The sequence below is a fragment of the Thalassolituus marinus genome, assembly GCF_020320395.1.
Taxonomy (GTDB): domain Bacteria; phylum Pseudomonadota; class Gammaproteobacteria; order Pseudomonadales; family Oceanobacteraceae; genus Venatoribacter; species Venatoribacter marinus.
This window is the reverse complement of the sequence record NZ_JAEDAH010000099.1, coordinates 111,502-128,975: the sequence shown is the minus strand read 5'-3', so window position 1 is coordinate 128,975 and position 17,474 is coordinate 111,502. Positions and strand designations below refer to the sequence as shown.

Sequence of the window (17,474 nt, the reverse complement as noted above, 5' to 3'; positions counted from 1 at the left end):
GTTCCCCTGGGAGGCAGCAGGCATTGCGGATTTAAAAGTCGTTTATAGAAAACCGATATCTTTAAAACTGTGGGACAGCAGTGGCCATCAGGCTGCTTTTTATAATGACAAGCTTACTTCAGCTTCAGCGTTGTTAACGTGCGTTCGCGAATGCTCAGCAACAGCTCTTCATTGGTGGTCAGGTCTTCACCATAAGAAGGAATAATTTCCTTCAGCTCGGCAGCCCAGCCGTTTTTCATTTTCTCAGGGAAACAACGTTCCAGAACTTCCAGCATGGCTTTTGCCGCAACAGAAGCACCCGGGGACGCACCCAGCAGAGCGGCCAGAGTACCGTCTTTCGCTGCTACCAGCTCGGTACCGAATTCCAGCTTACCTTTGCCGTTTTCATCTTTCTTGATGACCTGAACACGCTGACCGGCTTCCGCCAGAGTCCAGTCGCTGTCCTTACAATCCGGGAAATAACCACGCAGGGTTTCCACGCGATCAGCATGCGACTGCATCACTTCACCGATCAGGTACTTGGTCAGATCCATGTTGTTGATACCCACCGACATCATCGGAATCAGGTTGCTGGCACTGACGGACTTGATCAGATCCAGTTTGGAACCTTTCTTCAGGAACTTAGTGGTGAAACCTGCATACGGGCCAAACAGCAGTGCTGGCTGACCGTTGATAATACGGGTATCCAGGTGCGGTACAGACATCGGTGGCGCACCAATAGCTGCTTTACCGTACACCTTGGCGTGGTGCTGTTTTACGATTTCAGGGTCTTTACATACCAGCCACTGACCAGAAACCGGGAAGCCGCCGTAGCCTTTTGCTTCGTCGATATCAGAAGCCTGCAGCAGAGGCAGTGCACCGCCACCAGCACCGAGGAACACAAACCCGGCATTGAAGGTCTTGCTCTTACCGGTTTTCATATCTTCGATGGTCACAGTCCAGCTACCATCTTTTTCGTGCTTAAAGTCTTCTACCTGATGTTCCAGCAGCAGCTCGAAATTGTCTTTCTGCTGCATACGCGCAACCAGGTTGCGGGTCAGGGAACCAAAGTCGACGTCGGCACCATAAGTAACACGGGTGGCAGCAACTTTTTCCTGCGGGTCGCGGCCAGCCATCACCAGCGGCATCCATTCACGCAGAACTTCCGGGTCGTCGCTGAATTCCATATCGCGGAACAGGTGATGAGCACTCAGTTTTTCGTAGCGCTGACGCAGGAAGGCAACATTTTCCTCACCCCAGACGAAGCTCATGTGCGGCGTGGTGTTGATGAAACATGAAGGCTCCGGCAACGCACCTTTCTCGACCATGTGGCTCCACAGTTGCAGCGACACTTCGAAGTTGGCGTTGATCGTCAGAGCACGATCAATGGATACATTGCCCTTGTCATCTTCCGGGGTGTAGTTGAGCTCACAGTAGCCGGCGTGACCGGTACCGGCGTTATTCCAGCCGTCGGTGCTTTCATGGGCAACGTGATCGAGACGCTCGACCATAGTGATCTGCATGGAAGGGTCCAGCTTGGTAAGCAAAGTGCCCAGTGTGGCACTCATGACCCCGCCCCCAACCAGGAGGACATCGACCTTTTGTGTAGTCATCGGATTTCGCCTTTATTCAGAAAATCAAAATCTGCTTCATGGTTCATCGTCGCCAGGCTTGTGGCCCGTAACCGCCGGAAGGTGCGCGGATAACGATAAAATGAACGACGCTTTATACACAGCCACCGGGCGCCTTACAACAATAGCAGAGGCCCTTACTACTAACGTATATCGGCTTATGCTGACATTCCAGACAAGCGTCCGGAACCCTCGCAAAAGCTGGCGTCGTCTTATGCTGAGTGTCATTCAGGTCAGTGCGCTACCGCGTTGAGAACGGACAGGAGGGACGGAAATAAGCGCAACCGGAATGAACCGGAGCCTGCACAGGATGGTGGTTTGCAACGACACCCGATGAAACGATGAAAGGGCATCTGAAAATGCGCGGTACGCGCCACTATCCGCCAGGTCTTACCACTGAACTCAGCAATGGGATAATGGCGCGCATTAAACCGGAAAAGGTCATACCGGTCAAACCAGAAGGCCTGACCCGTGTCACTTTTGGCAGCTATTTCAACAGCTTACAAAACAGGCAGGAGTGCCGCCCGGCAACTACACTGACAGAGAGTAACAAATCACTGATCAGGTGGAGAGTTTGCCATGCTACGCATAGCCATCAATGGATTTGGCCGCATCGGCCGCAATATTCTTCGCGCCCTCTATCAGTCCGGTTACCGCGACCGCATGCAGGTGGTGGCCATCAACGATCTCGGTGACGCCGCTACCTGTGCCCACCTGCTGGAGTTCGACTCCGTGCACGGGCATCTCGACGCGCGTATCCACCTGCAGGATGAACTGCTTGTGGTAGAAGACGATGCCATTCTGCTGCTCAGCGAACCCGATCCGTTCAAACTGCCGTGGAACGAGCTGGACATCGACATCGTACTGGAATGCTCCGGGCGCATGACTAAAGCCAGTATTGCCAGCGCTCATATTGAAGCCGGTGCCGGACGCGTGCTGATATCCGCACCGGCCGACGGCGTGGATGCCACCGTGGTGTATGGCGTCAATGAAAACGTGCTGCAAAACAGCCACCGGATTGTGTCCAACGCTTCCTGTACCACCAACTGTCTGGCACCGGTAGCCAAAGTACTGCACGAACATTTCGCCATTGAAGAAGGCAGCATGACCACCATCCATGCTTACACCAACGACCAGCATCTGCTCGACCTTGGCGGCGGTGATCTTTATCGCGCCCGTGCTGCGGCCATGTCGATGATTCCGACCAAAACCGGTGCTGCTGCCGCGATTGGTCTGGTACTTCCCGGGCTGGATGGAAAAATTGCGGGCATGGCCGTACGTGTGCCAACAGCCAACGTGTCGCTGGTCGATCTGGTGGTGCGCGTGCATGACACGCCAGGCCGGGATGAGGTCAATCAGGCGCTGCGTGAGGCAGCGGCGTTAAGTCCTGTGCTGGCTTATAACGATCGACCGCTGGTGTCGGTGGACTTCAACGGTAATCCGGCGTCATCCGTTTTCGACGCCAACCATACAACTGCCAACGGCCACCTGCTGCATGTGATGTCGTGGTACGACAATGAATGGGGATTTGCGCACCGCATGCTGGATACCAGTCTGGTAATGGCTGGCACATAATGCGGGTTAAAGCCTGTTACTACTGTTAACCACCCGCAGATACCGCCAGACAATCAGCGGACACAGCCAACGGTACAACCACACAACTACAACGCAATCGCAGCCAGCAGCAGTGCTTCCTGCGCCGCAATGGTGGCGCCTATCGTATCGCCGGTGCAGCCACCGATGCGTGTCATCATCATCTGGCGCGCAGCCGCCGTAATGGTTATCCACAGGGCGATAATAAACAGCGCCTGGGCAGGCAGCAGCGCAGCACACAGCAGTGAGAGTACACCACCGATCAGCAGCACACGCCGATAACTGGCGCCAGCCACCAGCGCACTGGCCAGACCATTAGCACGCACATAGGGTGTGGTCGCCAGCAAACCAATCGCAGAGGCACGCGCCAGCATTGGCACCAGCAACAGTCCGCCGCACAGCAGCAGCCAGTCCCAGTTTTTCACATAGGTCGATGAGGCTTTATCCAGCAGCGCATACAAGGCTGCCGTTTGCAGTAACAGCGCCAGTACCACGGCAGCGACACCCAGCGGGCCGCTCTGCGGATCTTTCATAATCGCCAGGGTGCGCTCACGATCACCAAGACCACCGACCCAGGCGTCGGCACTATCGGCCAGACCATCCAGGTGCAGCGCACCGGTCAGTAAGGTTGAGGCGGTCACCAGTATGGCGGCGAGTAACAGCAGGTTGGCTTCGCCGTTATAGAACAGCGTGCCCAGCGTTAACATCAGCAGGCAGCCGCCGATTAACAGCCCCACCAGCGGGTAATACAGCAGCGATGTCGCGGCCACCTGATCATCCGTGCGCTTAAGATATGGCGCCGGAATCCGGGTCAGAAATACCACGGCATACCAGAATGCCCACCAGTGACGACTCATGATGCCTGCGCCTGTTTCAGTTCGGAACCATCCATACTTTCGAGTGTGGTCCACAGGTCGGTTTTGCCCTGCCACTGGCTTTTATCCACACGGAAGCGCAGCAGCCCGGCATAGGGAATGGCCAGCCGATTCATACCCGCCGGCGCCAGTTGAATCAGGTGCTGCGCCAGCACACGCATCACACCACCGTGACTGACCACCAGCAGCCGCTCGCCCTCATACTGCGCCAGCAGTGACTGCCAGCCGTCGAGCACTCGCTGCTGCAGTACCGGCACAGGCTCGCCGCCTGGGGCGCAGAAATTCAGCGGGTCATCCCACAGACGACGGGCGTCGTCGGCATGATGCCTGAGCACCTCGCTCACCGGACGGTTTTCCCACTCACCGAAATCAATCTCGATCCAGCGTTCGTCTACCGTCAGCGGTAATTTCAGTTGATCGGCTAAAGCTTCAGCCGATTCACGGCAACGGTCCAGTGGCGACGAAATAATCCGCTGCCACTGGCCCTGTGCGCGTGCTACCCGCTGTTCAAACTGCCAGCGTCCCTGATCAGTCAGACGAGGGTTAATACGGCCACGGAAGACCTCGCCCCCTTCCGGCTCACCATGACGAATCAGATCAATGCGGGTTGTGCTCATATCAGGCTCCGGAAGACACTGCCGCTTCAGCGAAAGTCGCCATGTTGTTGTGCAGCGCCAGTGCCTGCTTCACCACCCCCAATGCCAGCGCTGCGCCAGAGCCTTCGCCCAGACGCATACCCAGTTGCACCAGTGGCTTCGCATCCAGCGCGGCCAGCAGAGTTTTGTGACCCGGCTCCGCCGAACTGTGGGCAAACAGCATCCAGTCGCGTACCGCAGGATTCAGTTTCACCGCCAGCAGTGCTGCCGAGGTGCTGATAAAACCGTCCACCAGCATCGGCATACCCAGCTGCGCAGCGCGAATGTAAGCACCCGCCATGGCCGCGATTTCCAGACCACCCAGCTGTGCCAGCGCCGCCAGTGGCGAATCGATCAGAGGCAACGCACGCTCAACACTGGCCGCCAGCACCTGCTGCTTGTGGTTCAGCGCATCACCCTGCAGACCAGTGCCCGGCCCGGTCAGGGCGACCACGTCCTGCTCCAGCAGTACCGCGCTCAGACAGGAGGCCGCCGAGGTATTACCAATGCCCATTTCACCCGCCATAAACAGGTCACAGCCATCGGCCTGCAGACGTTCAATCTGCTCGGCACCGATGGCCAGCGCCTGACGCGCCTGCTCGTCGCTCATCGCCGCCTGCTCAGAGAAATCCTGGGTACCCGCCATTACCGGGCGCTGAATAACACCTTCCAGTGCTTCACACGGAAACGCCGTGCCACAGTTCACCACGGATAACGGCATCTGGTGATAAGCAGCCAGTACCGAAACCGCAGCACCGCCAGCGACAAAATTCTTAATCATCTCCACAGTTACCGCCTGCGGAAACGCGGATACACCTTTAGCAACCACACCGTGGTCACCGGCAAACACGATGCACTGCGGCTGTTTGATTTCCGGCTTAACCTGATTCCGGAACGCGGCAAACTGTACGGCAATATTTTCCAGCTCACCCAATGCACCCGGTGGCTTAGTCAGTTGCCCCTGACGTTCCAGCGCGGCGTCGCGAGTTGCAGAAGAAGGTGCTTGTACGGCGTTTTGCCACCAGTTTTGTGCAGACATAGTTCTCTTACTTAATGGTTCATTCGATAGTACTGAGCTGCCGGGAGGCAGCACGATTAATAACACGAGTGCGACAGCGAGGCTGTCTTTTGGCGTTCCGTCTCAGGGCCGTTTCCTCTCAGGGCCGTTTCCTCTCAGGGGCGCTTCACGGCCACAGGAATACCGGCGACCACCAGCGTGACCGCCTCCACCAGCGCAGCAATGTCCTGATGCAGGCGTCCGCTTTCATCGACAAAACGGCGGCTGAGTTCCCCCATCGGAACCACACCCTGGCCAACTTCGTTGCTGACCAGCAATAACGGGCATCGCAGTTGCGCTAAGACATCGAGCAATGCCTGCTTCTGCTGTGGCCAGAACTGCTCATCCTCATGCAGCAGACAATTGGTTACCCACAGCGTCAGACAATCCACCAGAATCACAGCGCCGGGGTGCTGTTGCGCCGCCTGTTGCAGCGCCTGCGCCAGCAGCAGTGGTTCTTCCACCGTCGGCCAGTGCGCCGGGCGACTTTCACGGTGATGCACGATTCGTTGATCCATCTCCGGGTCCAGCGCCTGAGCTGTGGCAATATACACCACCGGTAATGCGCTATCCTGAGCTTTACTCTCGGCGTAGCGGCTCTTACCGGAGCGGGCGCCACCAAGGATCAGTTCCGCCGTCAGCGCTTGTTGATAAGACATAGGTTTTTGCCGGCCTTTGGGTCTACACTGAATAAAGATAACGATACCGGGAGTTGCCTATGAGCAGCCAGACACCAGATACCGCCAATCCCAGCGAACAGCGTATGCTGCCGCGCTGGATTCTGAAAAGCAGCGTGAGTGTATTCGAAGAAGGCTCGAAGGAGTACCTTGGTCTGCTGGTCGATTGTTCAGAACAGGGCATTATGATCTCGACCTATGGTGAACTGTCACCGGGAACCCGACTGGAATTGTCGATGGTTGATATTCCACCGAACATCAATGGTCGCCGCACCGGTACCTGCGTCGCCGAAGTGGTGTGGTGTGACAAGCTGACGCCCAGCCTGTACGGCACGGGCTGCCGTATCAGCAGCCCGTCAGACATGCTGCAGACCATGTTCAAGAGTTATGAACATCACTGATGTTCGCCGCGGCAGCAACGCCCGTTGCTGCCACTGATTCCCCCTTCCCCTTTGAGTTTTGCCCCGACTTGCCCGTACACTGCCGCCATTCAGGCGGAGCGTTAATCTATGCTGCAATTCGGTATTGATCTGGGTGGAACCAAAACAGAAATCATTGTGCTCGACCAGCAGGGTCAGCAATGTCTGCGCCGCCGGGTGGCAACCCCGTCCGACAGCTACGACGCCATCGTCGCGACCATCTGCCAGCTGGTTAACAGCGCTGCCGACGAGCTGAATTGTCAGGATTATTCACTGGGCATCGGTATTCCCGGCGCCATCAGCCCGACCACTGGTCTGATCAAGAATGCCAACACCACCTGTCTGATTGGTCGTGATTTTAAAGGCGACCTTGAACAGGTACTGCAGCACCCGGTAACCCTGGCTAACGATGCCGATTGTCTGGCGCTGTCGGAAGCGACTGACGGAGCCGGTGCCGGTTTCCCCACCGTATTCTGCGTCATCATTGGCACCGGCTGCGGCGGTGGCTGGGTAGTGAATGGCCAACTGATCAGCGGACCCAATGCCATTGCCGGCGAGTGGGGCCACAACCCACTGCTGTGGCGCGACGACAACGATGGCCAGCATGCATGCTACTGCGGCCAGCAGGGCTGTCTGGAAACCCTGTTATCCGGCACCGGCCTGCGCCTGCAAGCCTGCAAGGAAACCGCTATCGATCAACCCGCTCAGCAGTGGCAGGTGCAGGCGGAAGCCGGTGACGCAACTGCATTAGCCGTACTTGAGCGTTATTACCTGCGCCTGGCGAAAGCCTTAGCCGGCGTTATCAACCTGATGGACCCGCATGTGATTGTGCTCGGTGGCGGCGTCTCTAACCTGCCGGGTATTTATCAGGCGGTGCCGCGTCTGTGGCAGGATTATGTCTTTTCCGACACCGTAGTCACGCCGTTGAAGGCGGCGCAACACGGTGACTCCAGCGGTGTGCGCGGTGCCGCCTGGCTGGGGGCAGCCTACTGCGGATCAGCTGCGCAGCGCGGCTGAGGTTGCACTCTGCTGCTGATGACGCATCAGTACCAGCACCAGCAATACAGCCGGCACACCCAGTAGCGCTGCCAGGGTGAAAAATTCCGGGTAACCCCAGCTATCCACCACCCAACCAGAAAAGCCGCTGATAAATTTACCCGGCAAGGTCATCAGTGAACTGAACAGCGCGTACTGCGTGGCGGTGTAGTGTTTGTTTGCCAGACTCGACAGGTAAGCCACAAACGCTGTACTGGCGATACCACCGCTAAGGTTGTCGGCACTGATCACCAGCGCCAGCCAGCTCAGTGACGGGGTTGTCTCACTGCCCGCCATGGCCAGCAGCGCAAACAGCAGATTGGTCGCCGCCACCATCACCGCACCCAGCAGTAACGGCCTCATTATGCCGAAACGTACCACCAGTAAGCCGCATAGCGCCGAGCCGAAGATGGTCATAAAGAAACCAAAGATTTTCGCCACACTGGCGATATCGGATTTGCTGTAACCCAGATCCAGATAGAAAGGGTTGGCCATGATTCCCATGGTGATATCGCTGAGGCGGAACACAGCAATAAACAGCAACATGATCAGCGCGAAACGACCATTACGCTGGAAGAATTCAAGGAAAGGGCAGATCACCGCACCGATCAGCCGGCGCTGCCAGCGCGGACGCGCCGCCATGTGCATCTCGCAGCCCATAATGCGATCGACCATATCGAATTCATCGGCATCGCGCTGCTCGCGGGTCTGATGAGCGGGTTCATCCGCCCACAGCAGCGCCAGCACACCAATACCCATCAGCGCTGCCATGCTGACATAGGCCAGCGGCCAGTTGCTCCACTCGGCAATAAACAAGGCACCAGCACCCGCCATCAGTAAAGCCAGTCGGTAACCAAAGATATAAGCCGCCGACATCGCGCCCTGCAGAGTGTCTTCCGCCGATTCGATGCGAAACGCATCCAGCGCCACATCCTGAGTACTGGATGAAAACGCCACCAGCAAGGCTGCCAGCGCAATCATCGCCAGCGACTGAGTCGGGTCGAGGGTGCTCATCAACAGTAAACCGGCAGCGATACCAAGCTGCCCGAGCAGAATCCAGCTACGCCGTTGACCAAGCACTTTTCCCAGCCCCGGCAAGGCCAGACGGTCGACTACCGGCGCCCAGAACACCTTGATGGAGTAGGTAATGCCAATCCAGGCGAAGAAACCGATAGCGGTGCGTTCTACGCCCACATCACGCAGCCAGGCGGTCAGTGTGGAAAACACCAGCAGGAAGGGTAAACCGGCAGAGAAGCCCAGCAAGGCAATCACCATCACCGGTTTACGCGTATAGATCGACAGGGCGTCCTGCCACCACTTAAACGACATCAACTGTCAGTGGTTCCGGATCAGTCTTTAAAGTTTTTGAATGCCAGCGGCATATCAATGCTTTCGTCAGTACGATACAGCGCCATCACCGCCTGCAGATCGTCACGACTTTTGCCCTGCACACGCACGGTGTCGCCCTGTACAGAGACCTGCACTTTGATTTTGCTGTCTTTTACCAGCTTAACCATCTTACGGCCCAGATCAGAGTCGATGCCCTGACGCATAGTGGCTTTAATCCGGGTCTGCTTACCTGAGCCTTCCGGCTTGCTGTATTCCAGGCAGGAAACCTTAATACCGCGCTTCACCATGGCACCGGCAAGCATAGGTTTCATCTGATCCAGCTGAAACTCCTGCTCGGCACTCATAGTCACCACCAGGTCATTCAGTTCAAAACCAGCCTGCACACCACGGAAGTCAAAACGGGTGCTCAGTTCACGATTGGCCTGATCCACAGCGTTCTGGGCTTCGTGCTTATCTACTTCCGATACAACGTCAAACGACGGCATAAAAATCTCCTGCGAATTCGATCATCCACCAGCCAGGTGTGGTGGCGGGAAAAGCGCATTCTAACCCGTTGGCGTACCGGAACGCCAAACTGGCGTATACAGAAAAGTCAGCTAAATTTTCTGTTATGCAAACGAAAATGACACTGCACGGTGCGGGGATCTACTACTTCGCTGTCACCGGTGCCAAAGACCAGCCCATATTCCAGTCAGTATTCGAGTTCGGATACGGCCTTGAGATTCTGTCGTCGCTGCGCGGCGCCCGCTTGATGGCTTACGTACTCGAAGAGTCGCGCATGCAGTTTGTGCTGCGTTGTCAGCGCGACTGGACCGAAGTGATGGATGATATTCAGGCTGCATTCGATGCCATGCACGAACGCTGCTGGAATAAGCGCCGCCAGACGCTGTCCGATCAGGGCGTTGTGCTGCTGGTTGATGAGCAAGCCTACCTGCGCGATCTGGTGATGCAGCTGCACGACTGGCCGCGCCGCAGTGGTCTGGTGGCCAGCGCCGATCTGTGGCCATGGAGCTCTGATCGCTACTATCGCCAGCCACAACCGCCAACATGGCTGGACACCGAATCCATGCTCAACCTGCTGGCACACAGTCGACGTAATCGCTCGCAGCACTACATCGACGTGATGCAGAAGCCCGTGACCACACAACTCGACCTGAACCACGGTACTCATCCGCTGTATCAGGCGCTGGCACGCGATATGTGGGTGGATCAGCATCTGAAGCGTGAAGCGCTGGTGCAATCCGCCTATTCAAAAGACGATATCCGCCATCTGTACGACGATGCTTGCCAGCTGGTTGCACGCCAGTTTGAACTGACTCTGGACGACTTACTCGACCGTGGCCAGCGTCGCCGCTTTCACCATCTGATGCCGCTGGTCGTGTGGCTGATGAACGAACGTGGTATCAGTGTTGAAGCCATAGCACCGCTGGTCGATGAAGATGAGTTCCGCCTGCAGTTATGGCTGCGCAATCTGCCAGCCGATCACACCGAAAACGTGCGCAGCAAGCTGCTGAACCTGTGGCTGCCACAACCCGGGGCAATAGCGCCGTCAGCGGTGGCAAGCACTACTGCGGCCCCCGACAACACAGACGAAAAGGACGCTTCGGCATCCGCTGTCGAAGCTCCGCCAGAGGCCAGTGCAGACGACGCCGACCTCGAGCAACCATTGGAACATCACGACGGCTGAGCCAACCCGGCTCAGCATCCCTCGCCTGCCGCTGGTAAGCGCCCTCCGGCGGGCCCTATAATCCTGCCATGAGCAACACATCCACACCCCGCATTGGCTTTCTTGGTCTGGGCGCCCTTGGCACCCTGATAGCCTGGCACAACCGCGCTCTGCAACCACTGGCGCTGCCGCGTCAACCGCAGTCCATCACCCCACGCCGTCTTATTGATCGCGATGGCATTGCCCATGACTTTGACCTGCCAAGCTGGGACGGCACTGATCTCGACTGGCTGATTGTCACGACTAAGGCCGGTGACACCCTGACAGCACTCACACCATGGCAAGCCCAACTGCCGGCGGTTAAACGTATCGTGCTGCTGCAGAACGGCATGGGTCAGCACGAGCAATGTGCTTCCTGGTTGCAGCAACAGAAGTCAGCATGTGAACTGTGGGCTGCGATATCCACCGAAGGCGCGTATCGCAGTAGCAGCGGCGATCGGCCTGAAGTTGTGTATGCCGGGAGCGGCTCAACCCTGCTCGGCAAACTGCACCCGCAGGACACAATTGAGCCAGCAGTTGTTCCTCTGCCTGCCGGTTTCAGTCTGTGTGACGATATTCAGCAGCCAATGCGTGAAAAGCTGGCCATTAACGCCGTGATCAATCCATTGACCGGACTGTACCTTTGCCCGAATGGCGAACTGTTGCAGCAGCCGGAGTATCGTCAGCATCTGCTGCAACTGGCGGGCGAAGTCGATGCATTTTTTGCTCACCAGCAATGGCCGCTGGCAGCTCCTCTGACCGAACGTGCCGTTGCTGTCGCCACAGCCACCGCCGCCAACCGCTCGTCGACCCTGCAGGATATTCTTGCCGGTCGTCCGACGGAGCTGGCATGGATTTGTGGTTATTTACTGCAATGTGCCGACGAAGCAGGATATTCACTGCCAATTACCGCTAAACTGTATCAACAGCTGCAGACGGACAGCGTCCGTTAACAGACCAACCGGCATCAGGGAGACGCCATGCTGCTGACACGCCAGAAAACCATGCTCGCAACTGTGGTGGTGTGTTCACTGATTATTTGCATCAGTACCCTGGCCTATGTGTTCGCCGCTGACCGGGTTGGACGCGAATACCTGGCGCCTCTGGTCAGCGACAGCTTTGCCGGCCTGCTGCAGATTCAGTTCACCCACAATGAACCGGAACAGGCCGAACTGCAGGCGGCACTGGAAATTTTCTGTAATCACTATCAGGTGATGGAAGCGGCGCTGTATAACCCGAATGGCCAGCGCGTCAGCCACTGCTATCGCGACACTCCAAACCTGCGCGCGACGCAAAGCGACACCCCTGACGAAAAAGCTAACCAGTATTCCCTGCACAGCAATGAAGGTGATTTCTCACTGTGGATAATCAGTGATTTATCGCTGGCCGAGTTTTTTGTGCTCGACACCCTGACCACCACGCTGTTCGTTATGAGTATTTCAGCACTGCTGATTTTTATGCTCTACCTGGTTACCCGACACTGGCAGAAACGTCCGTATCAGATTCTGCTGAACAGTATCCGCGCCACCAACCGCAGTAACCGCGATCGCGAGCATGTCAGTTACGGCAGCATCACCAGCCCTGACCCTGATTTCCGCCCGCTGACGCAAGAACTGAACGATCTGCTATGGCAGCACGAACAACGCACACTGAACCTGCGCAATGCACATCAGCAGGCAGAGAAAGCACGCCAGCGCGCCATTCGTTTATCCAGTGAAACACGCCAGATTAACGAACACCTTGCGCAGGAGATTGCGATTCGCCGTGGCGTGGAAAATCAGCTGAATAACACCCAGCATTTGCTCGACGATATTATTAACGCCATGCCGTCGGCGTTGTTCACCCTCGATGAAAATCTGCACATTCTGCAGTGCAACCAGCAAGCCGGAGAGTGGCTGAATACACCGCGAGAACAACTGTGCGGCCGCCATCTGACCCAGGTGCTGCCAGAACTGGAAGCGCTGCTGACTGATATGTGCGTGAATCAGCAAAGTCCTGCGGTATGCAGTCGCGAGCGCGTGCAGATTCACAGTTTCAGTCAGCCAATTATTGCCGATTTAATTATGTACCCGCTGAGTGGTCAGCAGCAGGCGCGTCAGGTACTGCGTATTGATGATGAATCCCAGCGTCAGCAGCTGGAAGAAGTGATGGTACAGAGCGAAAAAATGACCACGGTTGCCGGTCTGGCCACCGGTATTGCGCACGAAATTAATAACCCTTTAGGGGCGATTCTGCAGAATTTGCAAAACGTACGCCGCCGCCTGATGGATAACCTGCCGGCCAATCAACGCTGTGCCGAAGATAATGGCATCAGTCTGCCAGACCTGCAGCAGTACCTTGAGCAACGCGGTATCGCCCAGTTTATGACCAACATTCAGCAGGCCGGCGAGCGCGCTGCGGAAATTGTTGCCAATATGCTGCAGTTCTCACGCCCGGATCAGCACCAGAAACAGTGCCTCGATCTGAACCGCTTGATTAACGATGCCCTGGTCATCGCTCAGGGGGATTCCCACCTGCGTAATACCCGCACCGAATTTATTCCAGCCAGTGAGTCTGTTATGGCAGACGTACTGGCCAGCGAAATCGAACAGGTATTAATTAACCTGCTGCAGAATGCCGAGCAGGCGCTGCACAGCTCGCTGCAGGAAATGCAGCAGCAACAGCCTGACTGGCAACCGCATATCCGCATCTCCACCCGCCATCTGCACGGTCAGGCCTGCATTCTGGTGGAAGACAACGGTCCCGGCATCAGCGAGCAACTGCTTAACCACATTTTTGAACCCTTCTACACCACCAAAGAAATTGGTCAGGGCACGGGCCTTGGACTGTTCGTTTCCTATTTCATCATCACCAGCCATCATCAGGGCCAGATCCGCTATCAGACCTCTCAGCTGGGTGGTGCCGCGTTCGAAATTACCTTCCCGCCACCGTCGAACGTGAGTGGCCTTCATAATCAGGGCCAGTAATTTTCATTTGACCACCCCCAGCCCTGCCGTTACCCTGCGTCGCTTCAGGTGCCCTCATCCATTCGACTGATGAGAGTTAAACGGGAAGTCTGGTAAGCATAAAGCGAATCCAGCGCTGCCCCCGCAACGGTGATCGACCATACTGACAGCGTTATGCCACTGTGCTTTGCATGGGAAGGTGTTGTCAGCGAGCAAAGCTCAGGTCGTCAGCCCGGATACCGGCCTGAACATGTTCAACTCGTATTGCGGTGGGCGATACAGAAGAAGTGCTGCATTCTCCTGCCGCGCTTGTTTTGATTCCCGCCGATTGGAACTATTCCATCGGACTTACTATGAAAAAATCCCTGCTGACAGCTGCCCTGCTGTCGACCATGACAGCCTACGCCGACACCACCGAACTGGCTCTGCAAACCGTTACTGCGACCCGCCTGCCGGAAAACGTCATCAATGACTCTCAGTTTATAACCATCGATCGCGCTGCAATCGAACTGAGCAACGCCCATTCCCTGACCGAACTGCTGAGTCTGGAAGCCGGTTTCCAGTTCACCCGTAACGGTGGCCACCTGAACACCACCAACCTTTACATCAATGGCCTGGATAACAAGCGTATTCTGGTTCTGGTGAATGGCGAGCGCGTTGGCTCCGGCACCAGCGGTGCAGCAGATCTGCAATTAATAGCCCCGAGCCAGGTTGAGCGCGTAGAAATTATTCGCGGCACCCGAGGCGCTCTGTACGGTGCCGATGCACAGGGCGGCGTAATTAATATTATTACCCGTAAAAACAACGATGGCAGTGAAGTGGCACTGGCGCTGGGCAGCGATGAAAGCCGTGAAGTCAGCATCAACAGCCGTACAACCATTAATGACACACAACTGTATGCAGCATTGCAACATGACCAGAGCGGCGGCTACGACGTTAAAGCCGACGACGAGCGCGACAACGACGGCTACAAGCGCTACGGTTTATCGGCCGGTGTTTCCCAGCGTATTAATGATCAGCAGAATGTCTCTGTGGATTACCAGCGCAATCAGGGTAAATCTGAATACGACGGCAACAACCAGTTCGACAACACCACAGATTTCGTTAATCAGGCATTAAGTGCGGCTTACCGTTATAACGACGGCCGTCTGTCACTGAATGCCAGCGCAGGTCGCAGCGAAGACAACAGCTGGAGCTACAAAGGCTCTGAGTCACGCGGGGACGGTGGTCTGTTTGCTACCACCAAAAATACCGCCAGCCTGATCAGCAGTTACCAGCTGAACGATCATCACAGCGTCATTATTGGTGGTGATTATCTGTCTGCGGATGTCAGCGAATCCGATACTTCCTACGACGAGAAAAATGACAGTACCAGCGGCGTACTGACAGGCTATCGTTATCAGAAAGGTATTCTGGCGCTGGAGCTGGGCGCACGCTACGACGACAACAACCGCTTTGGTGACTTCTCGTCGTTCAACAGTTCGGCAACTGTTACCACCGAAAAAGGCACAGTATTCAGCGCCGGTCACGCCACCGCATTCCGTACCCCAACTTTTAACGACCTGTACTACCCGGGCTTCGGTAATCCGCAACTGAAACCAGAACACTCCCGTGTATGGTCGGCTGGTATTGCTCAGTCATACGCCAGTGGTGCACTGCAACTGAATGGCCAGCGTGCAATTTTCAGTAACCAGATTGCTTACGACGAAAACTGGGAAGCAAATAACATCGGTAAATCCAGTGTAAAAAGCGTCAGTCTGGTATGGCAGCAGGACTGGAGTCAGTTCGTAAGTTCGAAGATCAGCCAGGAATGGATTGATGCAAAAAATGACGAGACCGGTGATCGTCTGCGTCGTATCTCTCCCCGAGCCAGCAAAGCCGTGATTTATTACTGTGTGGATGCCATCACCGCGCAGACAGAAATTCTGTACTTTGAGGGTGCACCTAAAACCGATGGTGGCGCACGTCTGGAGAGTTACAGTCTGCTCAACGTCAGCCTGAACTACCACCTGACCAGCGCCGCCAGCCTCGGCCTGCGCGTCGATAACCTGGTTGATCGTGAGTACCAGAATATTTCCGGTTACAACGCACCGGGCCGTAACTGGATGGCGACCGCCCGTTACGCGTTCTGAGCGACTGGCGGCAGCCGGTTTCCCTAGCCGTGCTGTCGCCGTCATAATTGTATTTTTTGCGCGGGGTAATCCATGTCTGCATCGTCTGCCAGCAACCACTATCAGTGCCCCGCTCTGTTTCTCTCTGCTCCGGCCTCCGGTCAGGGTAAGACTACGGTTACCGCGATCATTGCCCGCTGGTTACGCAACCAGGGCATTCGCGTACGCCTGTTTAAAACCGGCCCGGATTATCTCGATCCACAGATTCTGCAACAGGCCAGCGGCCAGCCGGTTGAACAACTTGATATCTGGATGTGTGGCGAAGACTACTGCCGCCAGCGTCTGGCACTTGCCGCAGCCGAGAACGATCTGATCCTGATTGAAGGTGCAATGGGCATGTTCGATGGCGATCCATCCAGTGCCGACCTGGCAGCCCTGTTTAATCTCCCGGTAGCCGTGATTATGGACGTTAGTGGCATGGCACAAACCGCTGCGGCAGTGGTCAACGGTCTGGCGCGCCAGCGTGCCGATGTACAGGTTGCCGGATTAATTGCCAATCGCTGTGGCAGCCAGTATCACGCTGAGCTGATTCGCAACGCTCTGCCTGCCGACATTCCATTGCTGTTCAGCTTATTACGCGACGAACGTATCCGCCTGCCAGAGCGTCATCTGGGTCTGGTTCAGGCCAGCGAAATTGAACAGGAACTGGAAGCCCTTTTTGAACAGGGCGCAGAGCTGTTAGCCGACGTCGATGCCAGCGCTTTTATGCAGCTGGCACCGACTGTGGATTTTTCGTTTAACGACACCAGTGGCAACAGCGAATTAACGATACCGCAGCCCTTATCCGGGAAAACCATCGCCATTGCCCGAGACCAGGCGTTCAGTTTTATTTATTCCGCCAATACCGAATTACTGCAAACCCTGGGTGCACAGCTGGTGTATTTTTCACCACTGAGCGACCGCGAAATTCCCGCGGCCGATGCGCTTTGGTTACCGGGTGGCTATCCGGAACTGCACGCACAGAAACTGCAGGATAATCACAGCATGATTGAATCGCTGCAGCAGTTTCACCAACAGCACAAACCGATACTGGCGGAATGTGGTGGCTTTCTCTATTGCCTGCAGCAGCTGACCACCCTTGACGGTCAGAGCTATGACATGGCCGGCCTGCTGCAGGGGCAGAGCCATATGCGTGAGCGTGGCGGCTGTCAGGGTATGCAGGCGGCCCAACTGGCCAGCGGCGAAATTCGTGGCCACTCGCATCACCGGTCAATGGCCAGCGACCTGCCAGAGCCGGTAAGTTACGCTCGTCGTTCACGCCATCCGGCACCGGGAGAAGCCTTATATCAGCACAACGGCCTGACGGCGGGTTATCTTCATCTGTTTTTCCCGGCCAATCCACAGGCTGCTGCAAGCCTGTTTCTGCCGTCACCACAGAACAGCTAACAGCACAAACACATCC

15 protein-coding genes and 1 riboswitch are annotated in these 17,474 nt (G+C 56.3%); of the genes, 8 read left to right on the top strand and 7 right to left on the bottom strand.

The window, feature by feature from the left end; all coding sequences use genetic code 11:
* Positions 1-113: 113 nt before the first annotated feature.
* Entirely contained in the window at positions 114-1,592 is a 1,479-nt protein-coding gene (mqo, locus tag I9W95_RS16420; RefSeq protein WP_225676854.1) for a malate dehydrogenase (quinone), read from the bottom strand.
* A gap of 597 nt (positions 1,593-2,189) precedes the next feature.
* On the opposite strand from mqo, the gene gap reads away from it, so the two are divergent.
* Positions 2,190-3,185, top strand: coding sequence for a type I glyceraldehyde-3-phosphate dehydrogenase (gap, locus tag I9W95_RS16415; RefSeq protein ID WP_225676851.1), 996 nt, complete (start codon positions 2,190-2,192; stop codon positions 3,183-3,185).
* A gap of 86 nt (positions 3,186-3,271) precedes the next feature.
* Here gap and I9W95_RS16410 read toward each other — a convergent pair whose 3' ends face one another.
* From I9W95_RS16410 to cobU, 4 genes are all read right to left on the bottom strand, one after another.
* Complete coding sequence (locus tag I9W95_RS16410; protein WP_225676849.1) at positions 3,272-4,060, bottom strand: adenosylcobinamide-GDP ribazoletransferase; 789 nt, start codon at positions 4,058-4,060, stop codon at positions 3,272-3,274.
* Positions 4,057-4,695 (bottom strand): histidine phosphatase family protein, encoded by a 639-nt coding sequence (locus I9W95_RS16405; protein WP_225676847.1) that lies wholly within the window; start codon positions 4,693-4,695, stop codon positions 4,057-4,059. The genes I9W95_RS16410 and I9W95_RS16405 overlap by 4 nt, the downstream gene beginning before the upstream one ends.
* Before the next feature lies 1 nt (position 4,696).
* Positions 4,697-5,752 carry a nicotinate-nucleotide--dimethylbenzimidazole phosphoribosyltransferase gene (cobT, locus tag I9W95_RS16400; protein WP_225676845.1) on the bottom strand — a complete coding sequence of 352 codons (1,056 nt, stop codon included), beginning with the start codon at positions 5,750-5,752 and terminating at the stop codon, positions 4,697-4,699.
* Positions 5,753-5,886: 134 nt separating this feature from the next.
* Positions 5,887-6,429, bottom strand: a complete 543-nt coding sequence (gene cobU, locus I9W95_RS16395; RefSeq protein ID WP_225676843.1) for a bifunctional adenosylcobinamide kinase/adenosylcobinamide-phosphate guanylyltransferase — start codon at positions 6,427-6,429, stop codon at positions 5,887-5,889.
* A gap of 59 nt (positions 6,430-6,488) precedes the next feature.
* Between cobU and I9W95_RS16390 the strand changes: the two genes are divergently transcribed.
* Both I9W95_RS16390 and I9W95_RS16385 read left to right on the top strand, forming a co-directional pair.
* Positions 6,489-6,848: a PilZ domain-containing protein gene (locus tag I9W95_RS16390; protein WP_225676841.1), complete on the top strand. Its 360-nt coding sequence runs from the start codon at positions 6,489-6,491 to the stop codon at positions 6,846-6,848.
* Between the two features lie 108 nt (positions 6,849-6,956).
* Complete coding sequence (locus I9W95_RS16385; RefSeq protein WP_225676839.1) at positions 6,957-7,883, top strand: ROK family protein; 927 nt, start codon at positions 6,957-6,959, stop codon at positions 7,881-7,883.
* Here I9W95_RS16385 and I9W95_RS16380 read toward each other — a convergent pair.
* Both I9W95_RS16380 and I9W95_RS16375 read right to left on the bottom strand, forming a co-directional pair.
* The gene (locus I9W95_RS16380) at positions 7,863-9,230 is read right to left on the bottom strand and encodes an AmpG family muropeptide MFS transporter (protein WP_225676837.1); all 1,368 of its coding nucleotides are present in this window, start codon (positions 9,228-9,230) and stop codon (positions 7,863-7,865) included. The two genes, I9W95_RS16385 and I9W95_RS16380, sit on opposite strands and share 21 nt — an antisense overlap.
* A 20-nt stretch (positions 9,231-9,250) precedes the next feature.
* Positions 9,251-9,736 (bottom strand): YajQ family cyclic di-GMP-binding protein, encoded by a 486-nt coding sequence (locus I9W95_RS16375; protein WP_225676835.1) that lies wholly within the window; start codon positions 9,734-9,736, stop codon positions 9,251-9,253.
* A 137-nt stretch (positions 9,737-9,873) separates the two neighbouring features.
* Between I9W95_RS16375 and I9W95_RS16370 the strand changes: the two genes are divergently transcribed.
* The 5 genes from I9W95_RS16370 (at position 9,874) to I9W95_RS16350 (ending at position 17,458) form a co-directional block, all read left to right on the top strand.
* Positions 9,874-10,938: a hypothetical protein gene (locus I9W95_RS16370; protein ID WP_225676832.1), complete on the top strand. Its 1,065-nt coding sequence runs from the start codon at positions 9,874-9,876 to the stop codon at positions 10,936-10,938.
* A 68-nt stretch (positions 10,939-11,006) separates the two neighbouring features.
* Positions 11,007-11,909, top strand: a complete 903-nt coding sequence (locus I9W95_RS16365) for a ketopantoate reductase family protein (protein WP_225676830.1) — start codon at positions 11,007-11,009, stop codon at positions 11,907-11,909.
* Positions 11,910-11,936: 27 nt separating this feature from the next.
* On the top strand, positions 11,937-13,922 hold the full coding sequence (locus I9W95_RS16360) for a two-component system sensor histidine kinase NtrB (RefSeq protein ID WP_225676828.1): 1,986 nt from the start codon (positions 11,937-11,939) through the stop codon (positions 13,920-13,922).
* A 29-nt stretch (positions 13,923-13,951) separates the two neighbouring features.
* A riboswitch (cobalamin riboswitch) is annotated at positions 13,952-14,163 on the top strand.
* A gap of 91 nt (positions 14,164-14,254) precedes the next feature.
* Positions 14,255-16,033, top strand: coding sequence for a TonB-dependent receptor domain-containing protein (locus I9W95_RS16355; protein ID WP_225676826.1), 1,779 nt, complete (start codon positions 14,255-14,257; stop codon positions 16,031-16,033).
* A gap of 72 nt (positions 16,034-16,105) precedes the next feature.
* Complete coding sequence (locus I9W95_RS16350; protein ID WP_225676823.1) at positions 16,106-17,458, top strand: cobyrinate a,c-diamide synthase; 1,353 nt, start codon at positions 16,106-16,108, stop codon at positions 17,456-17,458.
* Positions 17,459-17,474: the final 16 nt, after the last annotated feature.